Consider the following 19,664-nt stretch of genomic DNA (forward strand, 5'->3'; position numbering starts at 1 on the left):
GACCATGCCCGACCAGGTCCCTGCGAAACTGCTGCACCCGGCTGATGACTTCATCGGCGAACTTTTGCCCTCTTGGCTGAAAAGCGCCACGCATGCACAGATCCAGGCCTTGCGTGCCTGCATGACAGCGCACCTGCAAAGCCAGAAGGCCATGGTGGCGCTCTTGAGCAAACTGCAACCGCTCGAGCGCTTCGCCGCCGAGCGTCTGGAGAAGGCGCTGAAAGACCAACTGCAGCTGGATATCGATGTGAGCAAGGCTCGATGGCGGGAGGAGCGCCGCCGACTGGAAGTGGTCCAGGGTGCAGTGCGCAATTTCGAGTCGTATTTCGTGACCGTGCCGCTGTTGCAGAAACTCTTGCAGAACTTCAAGGACAGCGAGTCCTACTTCGACCAGACTGCGGTGATCAGTGAGGCGCAGGCTGCCGGTGAAGGCGAGCATATCCTCACCCAGCGGATCGACGACATCGTCACGCTGTGCCGCAAGGTGGATGTGGGCAAAGCCTACCAGGAGCATCTGAAACAAACGTTGACGCCTGCTTTCAAGCGCCAGTTGGCCAAGGAGACGCGGCTGGGCCTGGCGGTAGCCGTCGAGGTCGCGGCCTTGAAGGGCCAATTGGCAGGCAGCGATCTGCGGATGCTGCGCCAGATCGGCCGGGGTGAAACGGTGCAACTGCCTTCGAGCCTGCGCCTGGGCATGGGTGCCTTGCAGGTGCTTGGCCAGACAGTGAATGGCGCACTGGCATTCGAATTGACCGGCACTGTGAGCGGTATACCTGGCCTGATTTTCAATCCGGATCGTTTACAGGCGGTGCTGCTCTACCTGCCAGATGATCAGGAGCATCCCTTTCACCGGTTCGACGACTGGTCAGCGGCAAACCGCGCCTTGGCCAAGCTCATGAACGGTGCCGAATTTGAAAAGGCTTTCGCTCGGCGCATTGGCCTGGAAAACCAGCTCGGCTATCGGACATTGCTGCGCAAGCGCATGAATGACGACGAGCCTGACCTTGAGCCTGGACGGCTTGCCATGGACGTTGAAGTCTTCGCCGGCATGGCGAGCAGGCATGTGCAACGTATCGAGGCGGATGCTGCATTCCTGGCTGTACCGACGGAGCGGGCCAGTGCGCGGACGGCCGCAGCTCGATTGGCAGCACTGGAAACGGCGGGCCTGGTGCTGCTGAATCTGGTGGGGCTGTTCGTGCCGACCGTTGGCGCGTTGCTGCTGGCTGACTTGGCCCGGCGGCTGCTCGCTGATGTGTTCGAGGGTGTTGGAGACTGGGCGCAGGGACATCAACATGAGGCGATGGAGCACCTGCTCGAGATCGCCGCGACACTCGCTACTGGGGCTGCTGTCGTTGCCGGCGATAGGGCACTGCGCAGTGCGTTTGTCGAGCAGATGGAGCCGGTTGTCACCGAGTCGGGCCAGCAACGACTTTGGCGCTTCGACTTGCAGCCCTATGAGGGGCGCTCGTTCACGGCGTCCTTGACCGAGCTGGACAATGGCCTGTTCAGTGACGGCCACGCGCACGGGTGGCGGCGCGATGGTGTGCTCTACAGGGTACGCCGCGATGCGACGGGCACTTGGCGATTGCTGCATCGCGACGGGCCAAAGGTGTTCGGGCCCGCACTGGAAGGCAATGGTGAGCGTGCCTGGCGGCTTGCCTGGGAGCGGCCGTTGACGTGGCAGGGGGCCGAGATGATGCTCAAGCGCCTGTGGCCCGGCGCTAGGGAACTTGACCCGGCGCGGATCGCGCAAATCCTGATGGTTGCGGATATCGACGAGGCGCATTTGCGTGGGTTGTGGGTGGAAGGGCGGCCCTTGCCGATCAGCCTGCGCGATACGTTGGAGCGCTTTGCTGCCGATGCCCGGGTCGAAGCGTTCTTCGCGCAAGCGGATGTGCCAGGCAATGACAGCGAAGCGTTGCAGTGGTGTATCGACAGGTTGAACCTGCATGGGGAAAGCCTGACAGAGCAATACCAGTCGATCCTTGCGTCGGCCGAGGCGCTGCGCGGCCCGATGCTGGAGCATTTCGCCGAGCGTTACCTTGCACATGATCCGCTGCTGGCCACGCTCCAGGGCAGCTTCCCCGGGCTGCCAGATGCTTACGCGCTGGATTTGCTGAAGAGCGCCGGTGCCGAATTGTGCGAACGCATGGCAAGTGCAGCGCGCGTGCCGCTGGCATTGGCCGAGCGGGCCCGTGGCGTGCTGCAGCAGGCCCGCCTGACCAGGGCGCGCGAAGTGCTTTTTCTACGTAACAGCTACCGTGCCGATGGGGTAACCCTGGCGTTCTCCTTGCTCCGCCGCCACGGTTTGGCACCGGGTGGGATGAATCTGGTCTTGCGCGAGCGTTCAGCTACCGGACCGGTGTTGGAGCGGCTCTTCCCTGAGCGCACGGGTGCTCAACTCATCACGGAAATGGTCTGGCGTGACGGCAGTTTCGAACTGTTCGACGCCATGGGCCGTGCCAGCGAGATCGAAGTCGCGCAACCTCAGGGGCTTTTCGAGGTACTCGCAGCCTGTTTGCCCTCCGTTTTCCTGCAACAGCAAGGGTGGACCGGCGAAGACGTCTGCGGGCGTATCCGTGCATCGTTACAGGCGTGGCTGCCACGCAAACGCCTGGAACTGATAAGGCTGCTTGGTTGGCGTGAGGCCAGGCCTTTGGCATCCGCCATGCGTCGCCTGGACGATGGTCGAGTGGGCTATCTGCTCAGTGGGCGAGGGCATTCAAGCCCCGGGCAGGGTGCGATACTGCGCCGCCGTATCGGTAGCCTCTATCCGTCGTTCGACGATGAAGAGATAGAACGCTACCTGCAGTTGATGTTGACTCATTCGCAGTCGGTCTATGCCACGTTGTTGCGGCAAGAGCAAGACTATCGACAGCTTGCGCAAAGTTTGCGGCTCTGGACTGACGCCGTTGGCGACCCCAGCCGTAGTCACCGACAAGCGGTTGCCGATGCATTTCTGCGGGCCTGGCGTCTTGAGGGCGAGCGTGTGGTCTACCGCAACGGTCAGCCAGGCGGCATGCGGCTCAGCATCGTCGGTGTGCCGGCTGGCAGTTTGCCTGAACTGCCCGTGGGTACGGACTTTGCCCACATTACTGACATGGTGCTGGTCGGGCTGCGCCTGGAGTCGCTTCCCAGCGGTTTTCTGCACACCTTTCCCGAATTGCGCCGGCTGGACCTGAGCAACAATGCCTTGCGCGCAATTCCAGAAGGCCTTGCGGGGTTGTCGCACCTGCGCCACCTGCGCCTGCCGCGCAACCGGATTCGCTTGACGGTGCCACACGTCGACGCGCTGGCCGGCTTGGGCCGCCTGCGCATTCTGGACTTGAGTGAGAACACATTGGGCTCGATCAACTTGAGCTTCAATCAGTTGTCGCGCCTGCGTGAGCTTCATCTGAATCGGGCAGGGCTTCACGCTGTGCCAAGGGGGCTGGAGTGGTGTGGTCTGCTCGAGTATGTCGATCTGCGTGGCAACCAGATATCCAGTCTGCCCCAGGCGCTGCTCGACGCCCCGCTGGCCTTGCGCCGGGCGGTGTGGGTCGATGGCAATCCGCTGTCCGTGGCTGACCGTGAGCGGCTCCATGCTCAGGGCCAGGCATTCGATGCCGGTGTGCAAGCGGGCGTTGCCAATCCCTTGCAAGGCCGCACTGCCTGGCTTGGAACACTTGCTGATGCCGAGCAGGCAGCCAATGCCACGCAATGGGATGCTTTGCAGGGGGAGCCAGGAAACACCCAGTTCTTCCAGCTTCTGGCAGAGCTGACCGAGAGCTCTGATTTTCGTCTGGCAAGGGCTGACCTGTCGCGCAGGGTGTGGTCGATGATCGACGCCGCGAACAACAGCGCCGTGATCCGTGAGGAGTTGTTCGAGCGGGCCGCAGACCCGCGTACCTGTGTCGACAGCGTCGCGCACTGTTTCAGCCAGCTCGAAGTGCGCATGCGGGTCCTCCAGGCGACTTATGGGGGGGCTCCGCTCGCTACGCGTGATGAGCGCTTGCAGTTGGCCCAGCGTCTTTTCCGTCTCGATCAGGTTGAAGCCTTCGCGCGTAATGAATTCCTGGTTCGCCAGGCAAGTGAATCTGGCCTGGATGAGGTCGAGGTCAACCTGGCTTATCGCACGGGCCTGGCGGGCAGCCTGAACCTGATCGGGCAGCCACGGACCCTGCAGTTCAGTGCAATTGCCGGCGTGACGCAAAACGATCTGAATCGTGCCTACCAGGCAGTCCATACTGCTGAAGCAACTGATGAGCGGGCGCGTTACATCAGCCAGCGCGACTACTGGATCGCGTACCTGCGTGAGCGATACCCCGAGCAGTTCAAGCAGATCTCCGACAACTTCGACCAGCAGTTGGACGCCTTGGACGAAGGCAAAGAAACACTGGGTAGCGGCGCTTATGCCCAGCGCTACGAACAGCTGCGCCGGGATACCGAGCAAGCCTTCGATGCGCTTGCTCTGCGGCTCACCCAGGATGAGCTGAAAGCCTCGCAACAGGGGACTTCCCGAGCGGCCGCAGGCGAGCATCCCTAGGCGAAATTCCTCCTGCACGACGTGCTCGTGCAGGCGCAATTTGATCGCCTTTGTCATTGCCTGGAGATCGCCATGCTTCAACCGAGTGAACACCCCAAGCTCGCCCACCCGGTCAACGATTTCATCGTCGAAATACTGCCTGATTGGCTGAGCAAAGCAGGGGCCGAACCGATCAAGGCACTGCGCGCAACGGTGGCTGATCACCTGGCGAGCCGCAGCATGCTGACCGCACGGCTGAAACGCCTGCAACCGCTGGACCGCTTCGCCAAAGAGCGCCTGAACCCTGCCATCGAAGCGAAGCTGCAGATGCAGCTGGATCTGGACAACGTGGTGTGGCGTGAAGAACGCCTTCGCCTCAGCCCGCGGCCTTTTGACCCGGGTTTGGGCGTGTTGCCCCCTGATTATGAACAGGTGCTGGTCTACCAGCCGCTGCTGCAGACACTCTTGCAGAACTTCACGGATGGCGAATCGTTCTTCGAGCTGACGGCGGTCATCAAGCAGCAGCCGGCCGAAGGCTCATCGGCACAGGTGCTGAGCTGGCAGATCGATGACCTGGTCAGCCTGTGTCGTGAGGCTGATGTTGGCGGTGCGTACCAGCAGCATCTTGACCAGGTGCTGACTGGGGATTTTTCCACGGCCCTGGCTAACGATCTGCGCACCCGTCTGGCGCTGGTGGTGGAAATCGCCGCATTGCGAAAGCAACTCCAGAGCAGTGATCTGAACATGCTTCGCCTGCTCATCCAAGGCAGGGCTGCCCGACATGCTCAGGGCTGGAGTGGTGTTGCCAGGGCTTTGCGGGTTCTCGATTGCCAGGTCGATGGCGCCATGGCCTTTGAGTTGATCGAACCGCCGCGACGCCAGAGTGATATCCCGGGTGGCCCGCCGGACAGACTCAAGGGGGTGATCATCTACTTGCCTGATGACCATGAGCAGCCCTTGCGGCGTTTTGCGGACTGGGATGCGGTCAATAGTGCGCTGGTGCGGAGCATGCGGGGTAAGGCTTTCAGAAGTGCATTCGTCCAGCGTATCGCATTGCATGAGCGGGCAGCTTTCCTGACGTTGCTGGGCAAGCGCATGAGCGACGATGAACCCGATCTGCAACCGACCTGGCTAGCGATAAAGGATGATGTCTTCACCGCCATGGCCAGGCGACACGCCCGGCGTATCAGGGAAGACGCTCGCTTCCTCGCAGTGCCCACTGCCGACGTGGACCGCCGCGTCAGCGCTGAGCGGCTTGCTGCGCTGGAAGGCGCAGGGCTGGGCTTGCTGGGCCTTGCCGGGCTGTTCGTGCCCGTCATCAATGCTGTGCTGCTGGGTGACCTTGCCCGGCAATTGCTGACCCAGGTGTATGAAGGTGCCGATCACTGGGCCCAGGGGCATCAGCACGAGGCGCTGGAACATCTGGTGGGCCTTGCCGCCTCTGTCGCGCTGCTGGGCACTGCCACATTGGGGGTACATGCCCTGCGCAGTGCTTTCGTCGACACCCTGGAGCCTGTCACTACCGAGTCGGGCTCGCAGCGCCTGTGGCTGAACGATCTGACGCCGTATCGCACCGCGGCATCCGACATTACCCTGACCGAGCGGCACGACGGCTTGTTTTCTGGCGACGATCAGCTCTGGTGGCACAATCAGGGGGCGTTCTACGCTGTGCGCCAGGATGGCGATGGCACCTGGCGCTTGTTGCACCAGGGCGGTGTCGAACGCTTCGGCCCAGGGTTGCGAGGCAATGGCGAGCGTGGCTGGTGGTTGCGTTACGACCGGCCGCTGGAATGGCAAGGCAGCTCCAGGCTGCTGACCAGCCTGTGGCCGGCTGCGAGGGCCCTGAGTGCCGAACAGGTCGAGCAGATTCTGCTGGTGGCTGGCGTGGACGAGGCGAAGCTGCGGCAGCTGCTGGTGGAGAGCCGGCCGCTGCCGGTCGGGCTACGAGACACCCTGCGACGTTTCGAGGTGCAGCGCGAGAATGAAGCATTTTTCGACCCGGCTGGGGCAGGGCCGCAGTACGCCGAGCGGCTGACGTGGTGCCTCGACAGGTTATCGCTGCAGGAGCAGGCGCCGGACGCACAGCTCGCGGCGATCAGCGATGCCGCGCAACGCTTGCGCCAACCCATGCTCGACCATTTCGCCGAAGCCAGCCTGCCAGACGATCCGGCACTTGCCGTGATCAGGCGCGATTTCCCCGGCCTGCCGAAAGCCTATGCACTGGACGTGCTCAAGGCCGCTTCGCCGCAAATGCGCCAGCGCATGGTCGAAGACTTGCGCTTGCCACTGGCCCTTGCCCAGCAGGCGCGGCGCCTGCTGCTGGAGGTGCGCCTGGTGCGTATGCGTGAGGCGTTGTTCCTGCACGGCAGCTATGGCCCAGACCTGGTGCGTTTGGTGTTTGCCCTGCTTCGGCGACAGGGTTTGAGTGCCGGGCAGATCAATCTTGTGTTACGTGAGCGGAGCTCCACCGGTGCGGTACAGGCGCGGTTGCTGCCGGCTTTTGGCGATGCATCGCAGACCCTCGATCTGGTGTGGGCAGACGGCAGCTTCCAACTGTATGACGAAAGAGGCCTGGCCAGCGATCTTGAAGTGGCCGAGCCGCAGGGCTTGTTCGATGTGCTGGCGGCTACGCTATCGAGCAGTATGCTAGAGCGTCTGGGCGGGGTCGGTGAGAATGGACCCGGCCATATCAGGGCAAGGATGCAGGCCTTGTTGCCGCGGGATCGTGAGGGCCTGCTGGCATTGCTGGGCTGGCGCGAAGCCAAGCCGCTGGGCGCGGCCATCCAGCGGCTGGACGATGGCCGCGTCGGCTACCCCCTGGGCCCTGTGCTGTCATGCCTGGATTCACCTGGGACCACGTTGCGGCGCCGGGTGCGCAGCCTCTATCCCGGCTTCAGCGAGGCTCAGGTCGAGCGGTTCATTCACTTTCTGCTCCTGCGCAGGTCATCCCCCTTTACCACCTTGCTGCGTCAGGAAATGGAGTATGACGCGCTGGACCGCAGCTTGAGAGCCTGGGCCCGGCAGGGGGATGCCGCGCAATGGCGGCTGCGCTCTCTGGCCAGCGATGAATTCCGCCGCACCTGGCGGCTGGAGGGGCCACGGATCGTGGAAAGGGTGGAGGGCGCACCTGGCGATGTGGAGGCGCGCTGGAGCATGCGCCTGGCCCTTGCCGCTTTGCCGTTAGGCGACCTGCCCGACATTCCTGGAGGAACCGATTTTTCTCATGTGACGCATTTGACCTTGGTCAATCTGAGACTGACGGTGGTGCCGGCAGGCTTCCTTGAAAACTTCCCCTCCCTGAAGAGCCTGGACCTGAGCTTCAACGACCTTCACACATTGCCACAGGGCCTGGAGCGCCTTACCGATCTGCGCGAGCTGATCCTGGCCGGCAACCGCCTTCGCCTGACCCAGGCACAGGCCGATGTGCTGGCACGTCTGACCACGTTGCGCCACCTGAACCTGAGTGACAACCCGATCGGCGCTGTTACCTTGCGTGTTGGACAGCTGGTCAATTTGCAGGCGCTGGTTGTACGAAGCGCCGGATTGCGGGCCATGCCTGAGGGGCTCGAGCGCTGCGAAAGGCTCACCCTCATCGATTTTCGCAACAACCAGATTGAAGCCGTTACGCCGGCGCTGCTGAACTCGCCCGTGCAACGGCGCCAGGTGATAGTCCTGACCGGCAACCCGGTGGCTGTGATGCTGAACGATCAGTTGCGTCGGCATCGGCTGGCACCGATCGAAGATGTCGAGCCTGCATTGTCTGGCAGCCGGTGGCTGGCCACACTTGATGAAACTGAATACGCGGCCCGCAGCGCGCAGTGGGATACGCTGCGCGCTACACCGGGTAGCGATGCATTCTTCGGCTTGCTCGACGAACTGGTCGAGAGTGCCGATTTCAGGGCTGCTGCGCAGGCTACGGCAGAGCGGGTCTGGCGGGTTATCGGCGCGGCAGCCGGGGATGACCGCATTCGTCAGGACCTCTTCGACATCGCCGCTGATCCACGTACCTGCGCCGACAGTGTGGCTCACTGTTTCAGCAACCTTGAAGTGCAGATGCATGTGTCGCAATTCACCCACAACGGGGCACCCGCAGCCACCAGCAGCGAACGGCTGCAGCTTGCCCAGCGCCTGTTCCGCCTGGAAAAGGTCAATGCCCTGGCCCGGGCGATGATGGATGAGCGCTACGGAAACGGTCAGTGGCGGGGGACCCATGACGAAGAGGAGGTGGAAGTGAGCCTGGCCTACCGCACCGGCCTGGCCGAGCGCCTGAACCTGTTGGGGCAGCCACGGCACATGTTGTTCGGCTCATTGGCCGGTGTCACCCAGGCGGATCTGGACAAAGCCTATCAGCAGGTAATCAGTGCCGAAGCGTCCGAGGAGCGGGTGGTCTTCATCAGTGAGCGTGAGTTCTGGGTGGACGCGTTGCGCGAACTGCACCCCGAAGCCTTTGGCGCCATCGATGAAGCGTTCCAGCAAAGCTGGGAAGCCGTTGAAGCCCGGTGGGAGTCGAGCGTCGCCAGCGAAGCGGCATTGGGGCATCAGGAGTACCTGCGCCAGGCCACCAACCTGCGCAAGGAACGCGAGATGGCCTTGGCCGCCCTGGCCCTGAAGCTGACCCGCGAAGCAATCGAAACCCCGGTGTAGTGCTTGTGGCCTGCGGCCAAACCGGTCATCCAGATTGACAGCTTTGGCCATTGTCGCCACGCCCGGGTGGCGCGAACATCGTCGGACCGATTGTTCAACTCCAAAAACAACAAATCAGGAGTCCGACGATGCGCGATTACACCGAGGCCGCTCGAGCATTCGACCATGCCCAGGCCACCATGGCCGCATTGCATGGCAACCTCGATGCCCTCAATGCCTGTGTCGAATGCTGCGACCGCCATGCCGGGGTCGGCAAGCTGGCTCTGGTCCATGTAGACCGTGAGGGCAACACGCGCGACTACAGCTTCGATCAGCTCAAGGCACAGGCAGCCCGTTTTGCCAATGTGCTCAGTGCGCAGGGTGTGGGTGTCGGCGACCGGGTAGCCGGGCTGATGCCGCGTACTCCCGAACTGCTGGTCACCATTCTTGCCACCTGGCGCCTCGGCGCGGTGTACCAGCCGCTGTTCACCGCCTTCGGCCCCAAGGCCATCGAGCACCGCCTGGAACAGTCCCACGCCCGGGTCGTGGTCACCGATAGCCACAACCGCGCCAAGCTGGACGAGGTGCAAGCCTGCCCGACGATCATTACCGTGAAGGCCCGCAGCGGCGAGCTGGATTTCCAGCAATGCCTGGATCGGGTCTCGGGCGATTGCGAGCCGGTCATGCGCACGGGCAATGACCCTTTCCTGCTGATGTTCACGTCCGGCACCACCGGCCCGGCCAAACCGCTGGAAGTGCCGCTGCGTGCCATCGTCGCCTTTCAGGGCTACATGCGCGACGCCATCGACCTGCGCCCTGACGACAACTTCTGGAACCTGGCCGACCCAGGCTGGGCCTATGGCCTGTACTACGCTGTCACCGGCCCCTTGTCGCTGGGCCATGCCACCACCTTCTACGATGGCCCGTTCAGCGTCGAGAGCTGTGCACGGGTGATCGGCCAACTGGGCATTACCAACCTGGCAGGCTCGCCCACCGCATACCGCCTGCTGATCGCAGCCGGTGATGAATTTTCGGCACCGATCAAAGGCCGCCTGCGCGTCGTCAGCAGTGCCGGCGAGCCGCTCAACCCAGAGGTGATCCGTTGGTTCGCCGATGAACTGGGCGTCACCATTCACGACCACTACGGCCAGACCGAACTGGGCATGGTGCTGTGCAACCATCATGGTCTGCAGCACCCGGTACACCTGGGTTCGGCCGGCTTCGCCATCCCCGGCCACCGCATCGTGGTGCTGGACGAGCAGGGTAACGAGCTGCCCGCCGGCCAGCCGGGCATTCTCGCGGTCGACCGAGAGCAGTCACCGCTGTGCTGGTTCAGTGGCTACCATGGTTTGCCGACCAAGGCCTTCGTCGGCAAGTACTACCTCAGCGGCGACACCGTCGAGTTGAACCTGGACGGCAGCATCAGCTTCGTCGGCCGCAGTGACGACGTGATCACCACCTCCGGCTACCGCGTTGGCCCGTTCGATGTGGAAAGCGCGCTGATCGAGCACCCGGCGGTGATCGAAGCGGCAGTGATCGGCAAGCCAGACCCGGAGCGCACCGAGCTGATCAAGGCTTTCGTGGTGCTGGCCAGCGGTTATCAAGGCAGTAACGAGCTACAGGAAACCCTGCGCCAGCACGTGCGCCAGCGGCTGTACGCCCATGCCTACCCCCGAGAAATCGAATTCGTCAGCGAGCTGCCCAAAACCCCGAGCGGCAAGCTGCAACGCTTCATCCTGCGCAACCAGGAAGTCGCCAAACAACACGCGCAACAGGCCACCCCTGCCAGCGCCTGACAAGGAACACGATCATGCAGATAGCCAACAAACACTTCATCGTCAGCGGCGCGGCCTCTGGCCTGGGCGCAGCTACCGCGCAGATGCTGGTCGAGGCTGGCGCCAGGGTCATGCTGGTCGACCTCAATGCCCAGGCCGTCGAGGCCAAGGCACGCGAACTGGGTGACAACACCCGCTTCGCGGTGGCCGACATCAGTGACGAACAGGCCGCTCAGGCGGCGGTGGATGCAGCTGTCAGCGCCTTTGGTAGCCTGCACGGGCTGGTCAATTGCGCCGGCATCGTCGGCGCCGAAAAAGTGCTTGGCAAACAGGGGCCACATGGCCTGGCCAGTTTCGCCAAGGTCATCAACGTCAACCTGGTCGGTAGCTTCAACCTGCTGCGCCTGGCTGCTGCGGCCATGGCTGAAGGGCCGGCCGATGACGGCGGCGAGCGCGGTGTGATCATCAATACGGCTTCTATCGCCGCCTATGATGGCCAGATCGGCCAAGCCGCCTACGCAGCCTCCAAGGGCGCCATCGCCAGCCTGACCTTGCCGGCCGCCCGCGAGCTGGCGCGTTTTGGTATCCGCGTGATGACCATCGCCCCGGGCATCTTCGAAACGCCCATGATGGCCGGCATGACCGAGGAAGTTCGCGCTTCGCTGTCGGCAGGCGTGCCGTTCCCACCGCGCCTGGGGCGCCCGCAGGAATATGCCGCCCTGGCCCGCCACATCATCGAGAACAGCATGCTCAACGGCGAGGTGATCCGCCTCGACGGCGCACTGCGCATGGCTGCCAAGTAAGGAGAACGCACATGACCCTCGCCAATGACCCGATCGTTATCGTCAGCGCCGTGCGCACGCCCATGGGCGGCCTGCAGGGCGATCTCAAGAGCCTGACCGCGCCGCAGCTGGGCAGCGCCGCCATTCGTGGTGCCGTGGAGCGCGCCGGCATCGATGCCAGCAGTGTCGAGCAGGTGCTGTTCGGCTGCGTGCTGCCCGCAGGCCTCGGCCAGGCACCGGCGCGCCAGGCGGCACTCGGTGCCGGGCTGGACAAGCACACCACCTGCACCACGCTGAACAAGATGTGTGGTTCGGGCATGCAGGCGGCGATCATGGCCCATGACCTGCTGCTGGCCGGCACGGCCGATGTGGTGGTGGCCGGTGGCATGGAGAGCATGACCAACGCACCTTACCTGCTGGACAAGGCCCGTGGCGGCTACCGCATGGGCCACGGCAGGATCATCGACCACATGTTCATGGACGGCCTGGAAGACGCCTACGACAAGGGCCGCCTGATGGGCACCTTCGCCGAAGACTGCGCCCAGGCCAATGCCTTCAGCCGCGAAGCCCAGGACCAGTTCGCCATCGCCTCGCTGACCCGCGCCCAGGACGCTATCAAGAACGGTCGCTTTGCCGCCGAGATCGTGCCGGTCGAGGTCACCGAGGGCAAGGAGAAGCGCACCATCAAGGATGACGAACAGCCGCCCAAGGCGCGCCTGGACAAGATCCCGCAGCTCAAGCCTGCCTTCCGCGAAGGGGGCACGGTGACCGCCGCCAACTCCAGTTCGATTTCCGACGGTGCCGCCGCGCTGGTGCTGATGCGCCGCTCCGAAGCCGACAAGCGAGGCCTCAAGCCGCTGGCGGTGATCCACGGCCACGCCGCCTTCGCCGACACCCCGGCACTGTTCCCGACCGCGCCGATCGGTGCCATTGACAAGCTGATGAAGCGCACCGGCTGGAGCCTGGGCGAAGTCGACCTGTTCGAGATCAACGAAGCGTTTGCCGTGGTCACCCTGGCCGCCATGAAGCACCTCGACCTGCCGCACGACAAGGTCAATATCCACGGAGGCGCCTGCGCCCTGGGTCACCCGATCGGTGCCTCGGGCGCGCGCATCCTGGTGACCCTGCTGTCGGCCCTGCGCCAGAACAACCTGCGCCGTGGTGTGGCAGCCATCTGCATCGGCGGTGGCGAGGCCACGGCCATGGCTGTCGAATGCCTGTATTGAGGTGAACCATGCTGGTAACTGACGAGCAACAACAGATCGCCGATGCGGTCCGCGCCTTTGCCCAGGAGCGCCTCAAACCGTTTGCCGAGCAATGGGACAAGGAGCACCGCTTTCCAAAGGAGGCCATCGAGGAAATGGCCGAGCTCGGGCTGTTCGGCATGCTGGTGCCGGAGCAGTGGGGTGGCAGTGACACCGGTTACGTGGCTTACGCCATGGCGCTGGAGGAGATCGCGGCAGGTGACGGTGCCTGCTCGACCATCATGAGCGTGCACAACTCGGTGGGTTGCGTGCCGATCCTGCGTTTTGGCACCGAGCAGCAGAAAGAGCAGTTCCTCACGCCGCTGGCCATGGGTTCGATGCTGGGGGCGTTCGCCCTGACCGAACCGCAGGCCGGCTCCGACGCCAGCAGCCTGAAGGCCCGCGCACGGCTTGAGGGTGACCACTACGTGCTCGATGGCAGCAAGCAGTTCATCACGTCCGGGCAGAATGCCGGCGTGGTGATCGTCTTTGCCGTGACCGATCCGCAGGCTGGCAAGCGGGGCATCAGCGCCTTCATCGTGCCCACCGACTCACCGGGCTACCAGGTGGCCAGGGTCGAGGACAAGCTCGGCCAGCACGCCTCCGACACCTGCCAGATCGTCTTCGACAATGTGCGCGTACCGGTGGCCAACCGCCTGGGCGCGGAAGGCGAGGGCTACAAGATCGCTCTGGCCAACCTCGAAGGCGGTCGTATTGGCATTGCTTCGCAGGCCGTCGGCATGGCCCGTGCGGCTTTCGAAGTGGCGCGCGACTACGCCAACGAGCGGCAAAGTTTTGGTAAGCCACTGATCGAGCACCAGGCCGTGGCCTTCCGCCTGGCCGACATGGCCACCAAGATTGCCGTGGCTCGGCAGATGGTGCTGCACGCCGCCGCACTGCGTGATGCCGGGCGCCCGGCGTTGGTGGAAGCGTCCATGGCCAAGCTTTTTGCCTCGGAAATGGCCGAAAAGGTCTGTTCGGATGCCTTGCAGACCCTGGGCGGATATGGCTATCTGAGCGACTTCCCGCTGGAGCGGATCTACCGCGACGTTCGGGTCTGCCAGATCTACGAAGGCACCAGCGACATTCAGCGCATGGTCATTGCGCGCAATCTTTGAAGGAGCAGACTGCATGGCATTCGAAACCATCCTGTTGGATATCCACGGCAAGGTCGGCCTGATCACCCTCAACCGCCCGCAGGCGCTGAACGCGCTGAACGCGCAGATCGTCGGCGAGATCAACCAGGCCCTGGACCAGCTCGAACGCGACCCGAACATCGGCTGCGTGGTGCTTACCGGTTCTGCCAAGGCCTTTGCCGCTGGCGCCGACATCAAGGAAATGGCCGAACTGCAATACCCGCAGATCTACGTTGACGACCTGTTCAGCGACTCGGACCGCATTGCCAATCGCCGCAAGCCAATCATCGCTGCGGTGTCTGGCTTCGCCCTGGGCGGTGGCTGCGAGCTGGCGATGATGTGCGACTTCATCCTCGCTGCCGACAATGCCAAGTTCGGCCAGCCGGAGATCAATCTGGGCGTGCTGCCGGGCATGGGCGGCACCCAGCGCCTGACCCGTGCGGTGGGCAAGGCCAAGGCCATGGAACTGTGCCTGTCCGGGCGCCTGATGGGCGCCGAAGAGGCCGAACGCGCAGGCCTTGTGGCGCGCATCGTGCCGCAGGCCGAGTTGCTGGAAGAGGCGCTGAAGGTGGCGGCGACTATCGCCAGCAAGTCGATCCCGGTCAGCATGATGGTCAAGGAAAGCGTCAACCGTGCCTTCGAGGTCACCCTCAGTGAAGGTGTGCGTTTCGAACGTCGGGTGTTCCATGCGGCGTTCGCCACCGAAGACCAGAAAGAAGGCATGGCCGCCTTCATTGCCAAGCGCGAGGCGCGGTTCAAGGACCGCTGAAAAGCAGCGGGCACTGCCAATGGCAGCGCCCGCAATTTCATTGTGCGTTGAAGAAGAACCGCTGCGCCGCCGCCGGCGTGATGCCAGCGCGGTAGACGGTGCCAGGATCGTTGTTGGTCAGGTAACGCTGCGCTGCGGTCTTCAGGTGACCCACGATGAAGCCCGCCTTCGGCGTCTCCAGCGCCGGGTAGTGGAAGTGTGCGTACCACAGCACCTCACCGTCATGGCTGATGGCGTATTCGTCCATGAAGTCTGCAGGGCGGCCCTTGACCTTGGCCAGGCGGGTACGGCCGGGCGTTGCGCTGACCTGCACCTGGCCGTGTTCGATCAGGTACTGCACATCGCCCATGCGCGGCAGCTGCGCCAGGGCGGCCTGGGTTCGCAGGCGAGGCGCCGCTTGCCTGAGCCGTTCGCTTTGCTGATACAAGGCCTGCACCACGACGGCGGCATCCTCTTTGCGAGGCGCCGCGTCGGTCTGGTTTTCAGCGGTCAGGCGGGCTTCGATGGCGCTGATCTGCGCCAGCAGATCCTCACGCTGTTGGGTGACCTGTTCCTCGATCTCGACCGGCAGAAAATTCCCAGTGGTCTGCTCCTCAAGTTTTTGCAAGCGCTCATCGACCCTGCGCATCAGCGCGTTGCTTTCCCTGAGCAGGCGTTTGAGTGACTTGCCGCTGGTGGCAGGGCGTGGATCGCTTTGACGGGCAAGCGCCACCCAGTTGCCATCCTCCAGGCGGTAGGCGCGGCTGGGCACATGCTGGTCAGGCCCGGCTATATCGACAATCGAAGCATCGTTCTTGCGCGGCTCGCCTAGCAGAAGGCCATGTTCCTGGGTTTCGATCAGGCCTGGCAGTTGCCGGCGCAGTTGCGCCACGGTCACGGTGGGCGGGTAGGATGGCAGCTCATCGAGATCGGCCTTGACGCCATTGTCGATATCATCCAGGTCATTGGCCAGCTCGGCGAGGGTGGGTTTTATCGCGGTGTCGACTTGGGTAGCGTCCAGGTTCTGCAGCTGCCGGCGCACGCTGGCCAGCTTTTCGCGCAGACCTTGCAGCAAACGGACCTTGGCCTCGTCACTGGCGATGTCGGTGGTCAGGAATTGCACGCGCTGGCCCATGCACAGTTGGATCCCGTCCCACACGCGCTCCAGCCAGTAGAGGGCTTCTTCACTCAACGTGTGTACGAAAGTCAGGCGGTTGATCAGCGTCTCGACATGCAGAAAACGCAGTGCCACGGGCTGCTCGCGGGTAACCTTGAGTTGCGTGATCGACTCGTACCAACGATTGATGTCGGGCTGGCTACGGCTGCTGGACTGCTGCAGCCGGGCCTGATGTTGGCCCAGGACACGGGTGGTGTCCATCAACTGCTCGAGCAACGGCGCCAGTTCGCTCAGGCGTTGCCCGGCGATCCTGGCGTCCGCATCGCTGAGTGATTCCCCCAGTGACTGCTTGTGCGCAAGCTTGAGTAATTGCTCCCGTTGCCCTTGGTAGAGCTCATGCAATGCGCTGAGCATGGTTTGCCGTGCCATACCCGCCTGATACAGCAGCTTGGCGCGGTTGAGCTTGAAGTCACGGGTTCCGCCGGTGAGTGTATCCAGTCGTTCGAAGTCGTCGAGGTACTGCTCCCAGAACTGGGCCAAGGCTTGCACGCGGGCCAGCGAAGCTTTCAGGGTAGCGGGGTCGTCGGTGTCCATTTTCGCCACTTCGGCCGCCAGCGCGTCGGTTTGCGCGTGGGCGCGACTGCTGGCCGCACCGATACGCGCCGTCACATCTTGCAGTGCCTGGCGGTTGGCTTCCCGGGTTTGCTGGATACGTTTGCCCAGGGGCATGCCGCCCAGCAGGCGCAAGCTCAAGTCCAGCTGCCAGCTACCGTTCTGGTCGCGTTTTATCCAAGGACCTGGCGTGCGATCAGGGCCGATGATGCGCATCTGGTCGGTGTCTGTGTCTGCCGCCACTTCGAAGGGATGCCCGTCGATCACTGCATACAACCGGTTTTCGTGCAGATACAGCCCGCCCAGCGGCCCGCTAGGTGCGGGGCTGTGCAGCAGGGAAACCGGTACGGCGGCCTGCAAGGACATCAGCTTTTGCTGTTGGCTGGCCGTAAGTGTGCGCCTGGCAGAGGCCCAGCTGAAGTCCAGAAGCTCGGGCTGTAATGGCGTTTCGCTGATTTGCGGCATTGAAGCGGTGGCAGATGCTGGCGAAGTCTGTCCGCCTGGTTCGACGGGTGCTTCTGGCTGCAGTTCCAGGCGCTCCCGGAACAGCGCGTGGGAAAACAGCAACATGGCGATATTGACCAGCAGGTTCACCAGTGCCATGCGATGCTCGGTCGGGTTCTGCTCGTCGGCAGATTCGACGTATGCCGCCAGTGCCACCTCCATCTGCGCCAGCCAGGCAATGCTGTTCACCAGCTTACCGGCCACGGGGAGCACTGAATTGAGCAACAGCCAGCCGAGTTCACCCCAGTTCATCAAGCGGGTTTGCTCGCTGGTTACTGCATGTTCGCGGAAACGTTCGATGGTTTCTTCTACGCACGCCTGGTAGATCGCCGCGCCGGGATCGGTCGAGGCAGGTTCACTGGCCAATTGAACGGGAGCGGGGGTACTCAGCGGGATTTGACTGGTGTCATCCAGAGGGTGGAACAGGTGCGGTTCGAGGAATCCGCCATGCGCGTAGATTTTCCGAACGTCCGGGGCCAGCCGTTTCAGCATGTCGGTCTGCAGTTCGCCTGGCGTGCTGAGCGCCACGAACAGCGCCAGACGGTCGGCGAACTGCAGGAGCGCGGGTGTATGCAGCGGCCGGTATAGAAGACACGGGAAGTGAGCCGGGGTATCAGCTTCAATCAACCAGGTGTTGCGTGGGTGATCGGGGGTGGCGCCTGGCGACTTGATGAAGCCAAGTGGGCGGATCACCCAGCGCGGTGAGTCGGTGCCCTGTTGGGGGTTGATCGCCTGGGCGATGCGTTCTGCAGCATCCTTGTCGATGTCCTGGCCGCGCAGGTGCAGTTCCAGCGCTTGCACAGGCAGTTGGGAACGGAGCTGCCGGGTCAGCAGTTGCACGCGCTCCTGTCGTTGATGCGGATCGTCGAGCATTTTCTGGCGGAGCATGGCCGGGTACGCGCTGCCGATGTCGAGTTCCGTGATGATCTTGCGCAGGTAGCTTTCGCTCAGCCAGGCCGGGAGCACGCCGCCGTCGCGAGTGAGGGTGACTTTGCCCGGCTTGAGCAAGCCCAGGTTACCGATGGCCAGTTGTGCCAGGGTGTAGGTGACGGGAGTGATTTCACCCGTCTGGACCACGCCGCCTTGCCCGGGCACGGCAGTGGCTGTGACCTGATGGTTGATCACCTTCACCTGCCTGGGGTCAGGCGCGCTCTCGGGGTGATCGTGCTGCATGCGAGTGGACAGTTGATGATTGGCGAAGTCTTCGGCGTTGTCGATTCCATCCAGCCAGAACTGGCCCTGCACCCGGTCATAACCTTCAGCGATGTCGGCCAGCAGATTGCTGTAGTGCAGCAGAACCGGGCTGTCGGCGTTACGCAGCCAATCGGGCAGGCGCTCGTTGAGCGAGGCGCGACGTGCGGTCTCAAGGTCATCGCATTGGTCGAACATGGCGCTGAGGTTATCCACCAGCAGGTTCAGGGCAATCGGATCCGGTACTGGGGCGAACTGCTTGCCCACGTGCTGGATCGCTCGAACTTGTTGCGCCAGCATGCCCCGCGCCTGGTGCTCGAACGCATCACCCGTGGACGGCTGGAGGGTGACCCTGCGCGGCGCGGTACGAGCAGCTGCAGGCCAGCTGATGCCAATGTCTTCCAGCAGCGCCTGGCGGGAGCTGAAATCGAGGAGCCTGCCCGTCAGCGTGTACAGCAGCGTGATGGCGGCTGTCGGCTGGCTGTCGGCGCGCTCGATGAGCAGGGCGCTGGCCAGGTCGACATCCAGCTTGCCGTCGCTCGAGCAATCGATGCTCAGTTCACTGACCGCCAGCATTGCCGTGTTGCTCCAGGCTTGCCGCGAGGCGGCTTTTGGATAATCGTGCAGCAGCCGCGCGGTGCCCAGGGCCAGCGAGGGCAGGCTACCTGCCTGAAAGTGGCTGTCGATGGATTGCCCGAATACTCGTCGCAGGTAACCCGTATACCAGTTCCAGGGCGATTGTCCGCTTTCATCGGGCTGGTCCCAGTAGGCAATCAGCTGCCGCAGGTGCTCATCGATCAGGCACGGGGCGACCTGATTGATCAGCTGCTCTACCGCGGAAAGTTCGACAGTCAGGGCCCAGGCGGGGTCAGGCTGATGATGATGGGTGAGATAATCATCGCCTTCAGTAAGATGCAGGGTGAGTTTGCTGCAGTAGGCTTCAACCACCGCTTGCGCCAATGGCCGGATCCACACCGTGCCGTGCCACGGCACCCAACTGACCAGATTGAGACTGGCTGGCTCCAGAGTCGCGCTCAGCCCGTGTTGCTGCCATCGTGACTGCATCATGGAGGTGGCCGTGTCAAGCAGCGTAGGGCGTTTTGCGAAGCGGCGGGCTACCTGGCAGTCGAGATTGGTATGCAGTGCCAAGCGCTGGACGAGGGTGTCGGTCATGATCTATCGCTCATCTACTGGAAACAGCCATCAGGCGACATTTGTTCCGGCTAGCTGTATTAGCCCGTTGACACCTGCGGGGCATCTGTTGCGTGCTGTGTGCCAGGGTGCCGGCGAGCAGATTCCAGCCCTTTGGGGTAATTTCCCCCGTGATTGCTGTTGCTCATGGCGGCTTGGCGCCTTAGACTGCCGCCCCCTGTAAAAGAGTGCCGGTTGGCGCTTGAAGAATTCCGCTGCCGATGTCAAGGCGCCGGC

General features: G+C 63.3%; 8 protein-coding genes. 7 read left to right on the top strand and 1 reads right to left on the bottom strand.

Annotated elements, in window-relative coordinates:
• The first annotated feature begins 4 nt into the window (after window positions 1–4).
• The 7 genes from ACIPZ5_RS25220 to ACIPZ5_RS25250 all read left to right on the top strand — a co-directional run bounded on the left by ACIPZ5_RS25220 (window position 5) and on the right by ACIPZ5_RS25250 (window position 14,833).
• A complete protein-coding gene (locus ACIPZ5_RS25220; protein ID WP_400811242.1) occupies window positions 5–4,525 on the top strand; it encodes an NEL-type E3 ubiquitin ligase domain-containing protein in 4,521 nt (1,506 codons plus the stop codon).
• A gap of 72 nt (window positions 4,526–4,597) precedes the next feature.
• A complete protein-coding gene (locus tag ACIPZ5_RS25225) occupies window positions 4,598–9,148 on the top strand; it encodes an NEL-type E3 ubiquitin ligase domain-containing protein (RefSeq protein WP_400811244.1) in 4,551 nt (1,516 codons plus the stop codon).
• A gap of 128 nt (window positions 9,149–9,276) precedes the next feature.
• Window positions 9,277–10,923, top strand: a complete 1,647-nt coding sequence (locus tag ACIPZ5_RS25230; RefSeq protein ID WP_400811246.1) for an acyl-CoA synthetase — start codon at window positions 9,277–9,279, stop codon at window positions 10,921–10,923.
• 14 nt (window positions 10,924–10,937) lie between these two features.
• Window positions 10,938–11,705 carry an SDR family NAD(P)-dependent oxidoreductase gene (locus ACIPZ5_RS25235; RefSeq protein ID WP_343598531.1) on the top strand — a complete coding sequence of 256 codons (768 nt, stop codon included), beginning with the start codon at window positions 10,938–10,940 and terminating at the stop codon, window positions 11,703–11,705.
• Window positions 11,706–11,716: 11 nt separating this feature from the next.
• A complete protein-coding gene (locus ACIPZ5_RS25240; RefSeq protein WP_343598530.1) occupies window positions 11,717–12,910 on the top strand; it encodes an acetyl-CoA C-acyltransferase in 1,194 nt (397 codons plus the stop codon).
• A gap of 8 nt (window positions 12,911–12,918) precedes the next feature.
• Window positions 12,919–14,046 (top strand): acyl-CoA dehydrogenase, encoded by a 1,128-nt coding sequence (locus tag ACIPZ5_RS25245; protein WP_261943376.1) that lies wholly within the window; start codon window positions 12,919–12,921, stop codon window positions 14,044–14,046.
• A gap of 13 nt (window positions 14,047–14,059) precedes the next feature.
• Window positions 14,060–14,833: an enoyl-CoA hydratase gene (locus ACIPZ5_RS25250; RefSeq protein WP_400811248.1), complete on the top strand. Its 774-nt coding sequence runs from the start codon at window positions 14,060–14,062 to the stop codon at window positions 14,831–14,833.
• Between the two features lie 37 nt (window positions 14,834–14,870).
• Here ACIPZ5_RS25250 and ACIPZ5_RS25255 read toward each other — a convergent pair whose 3' ends face one another.
• A complete protein-coding gene (locus tag ACIPZ5_RS25255; RefSeq protein ID WP_400811250.1) occupies window positions 14,871–19,409 on the bottom strand; it encodes a hypothetical protein in 4,539 nt (1,512 codons plus the stop codon).
• Between the last annotated feature and the right edge of the window lie 255 nt (window positions 19,410–19,664).

The sequence above is a fragment of the Pseudomonas sp. NPDC089428 genome (genome assembly GCF_044749325.1).
In the GTDB taxonomy this organism is placed as follows: Bacteria; Pseudomonadota; Gammaproteobacteria; order Pseudomonadales; family Pseudomonadaceae; genus Aquipseudomonas.

Coding starts and splice junctions, on each gene's coding strand:
- ACIPZ5_RS25220 (WP_400811242.1), top strand. CDS start 5: ATGCCCGACCAGGTCCCTGCGAAACTGCTGCACCCGGCTGATGACTTC.
- ACIPZ5_RS25225 (WP_400811244.1), top strand. CDS start 4,598: ATGCTTCAACCGAGTGAACACCCCAAGCTCGCCCACCCGGTCAACGAT.
- ACIPZ5_RS25230 (WP_400811246.1), top strand. CDS start 9,277: ATGCGCGATTACACCGAGGCCGCTCGAGCATTCGACCATGCCCAGGCC.
- ACIPZ5_RS25235 (WP_343598531.1), top strand. CDS start 10,938: ATGCAGATAGCCAACAAACACTTCATCGTCAGCGGCGCGGCCTCTGGC.
- ACIPZ5_RS25240 (WP_343598530.1), top strand. CDS start 11,717: ATGACCCTCGCCAATGACCCGATCGTTATCGTCAGCGCCGTGCGCACG.
- ACIPZ5_RS25245 (WP_261943376.1), top strand. CDS start 12,919: ATGCTGGTAACTGACGAGCAACAACAGATCGCCGATGCGGTCCGCGCC.
- ACIPZ5_RS25250 (WP_400811248.1), top strand. CDS start 14,060: ATGGCATTCGAAACCATCCTGTTGGATATCCACGGCAAGGTCGGCCTG.
- ACIPZ5_RS25255 (WP_400811250.1), bottom strand. CDS start 19,409: ATGACCGACACCCTCGTCCAGCGCTTGGCACTGCATACCAATCTCGAC.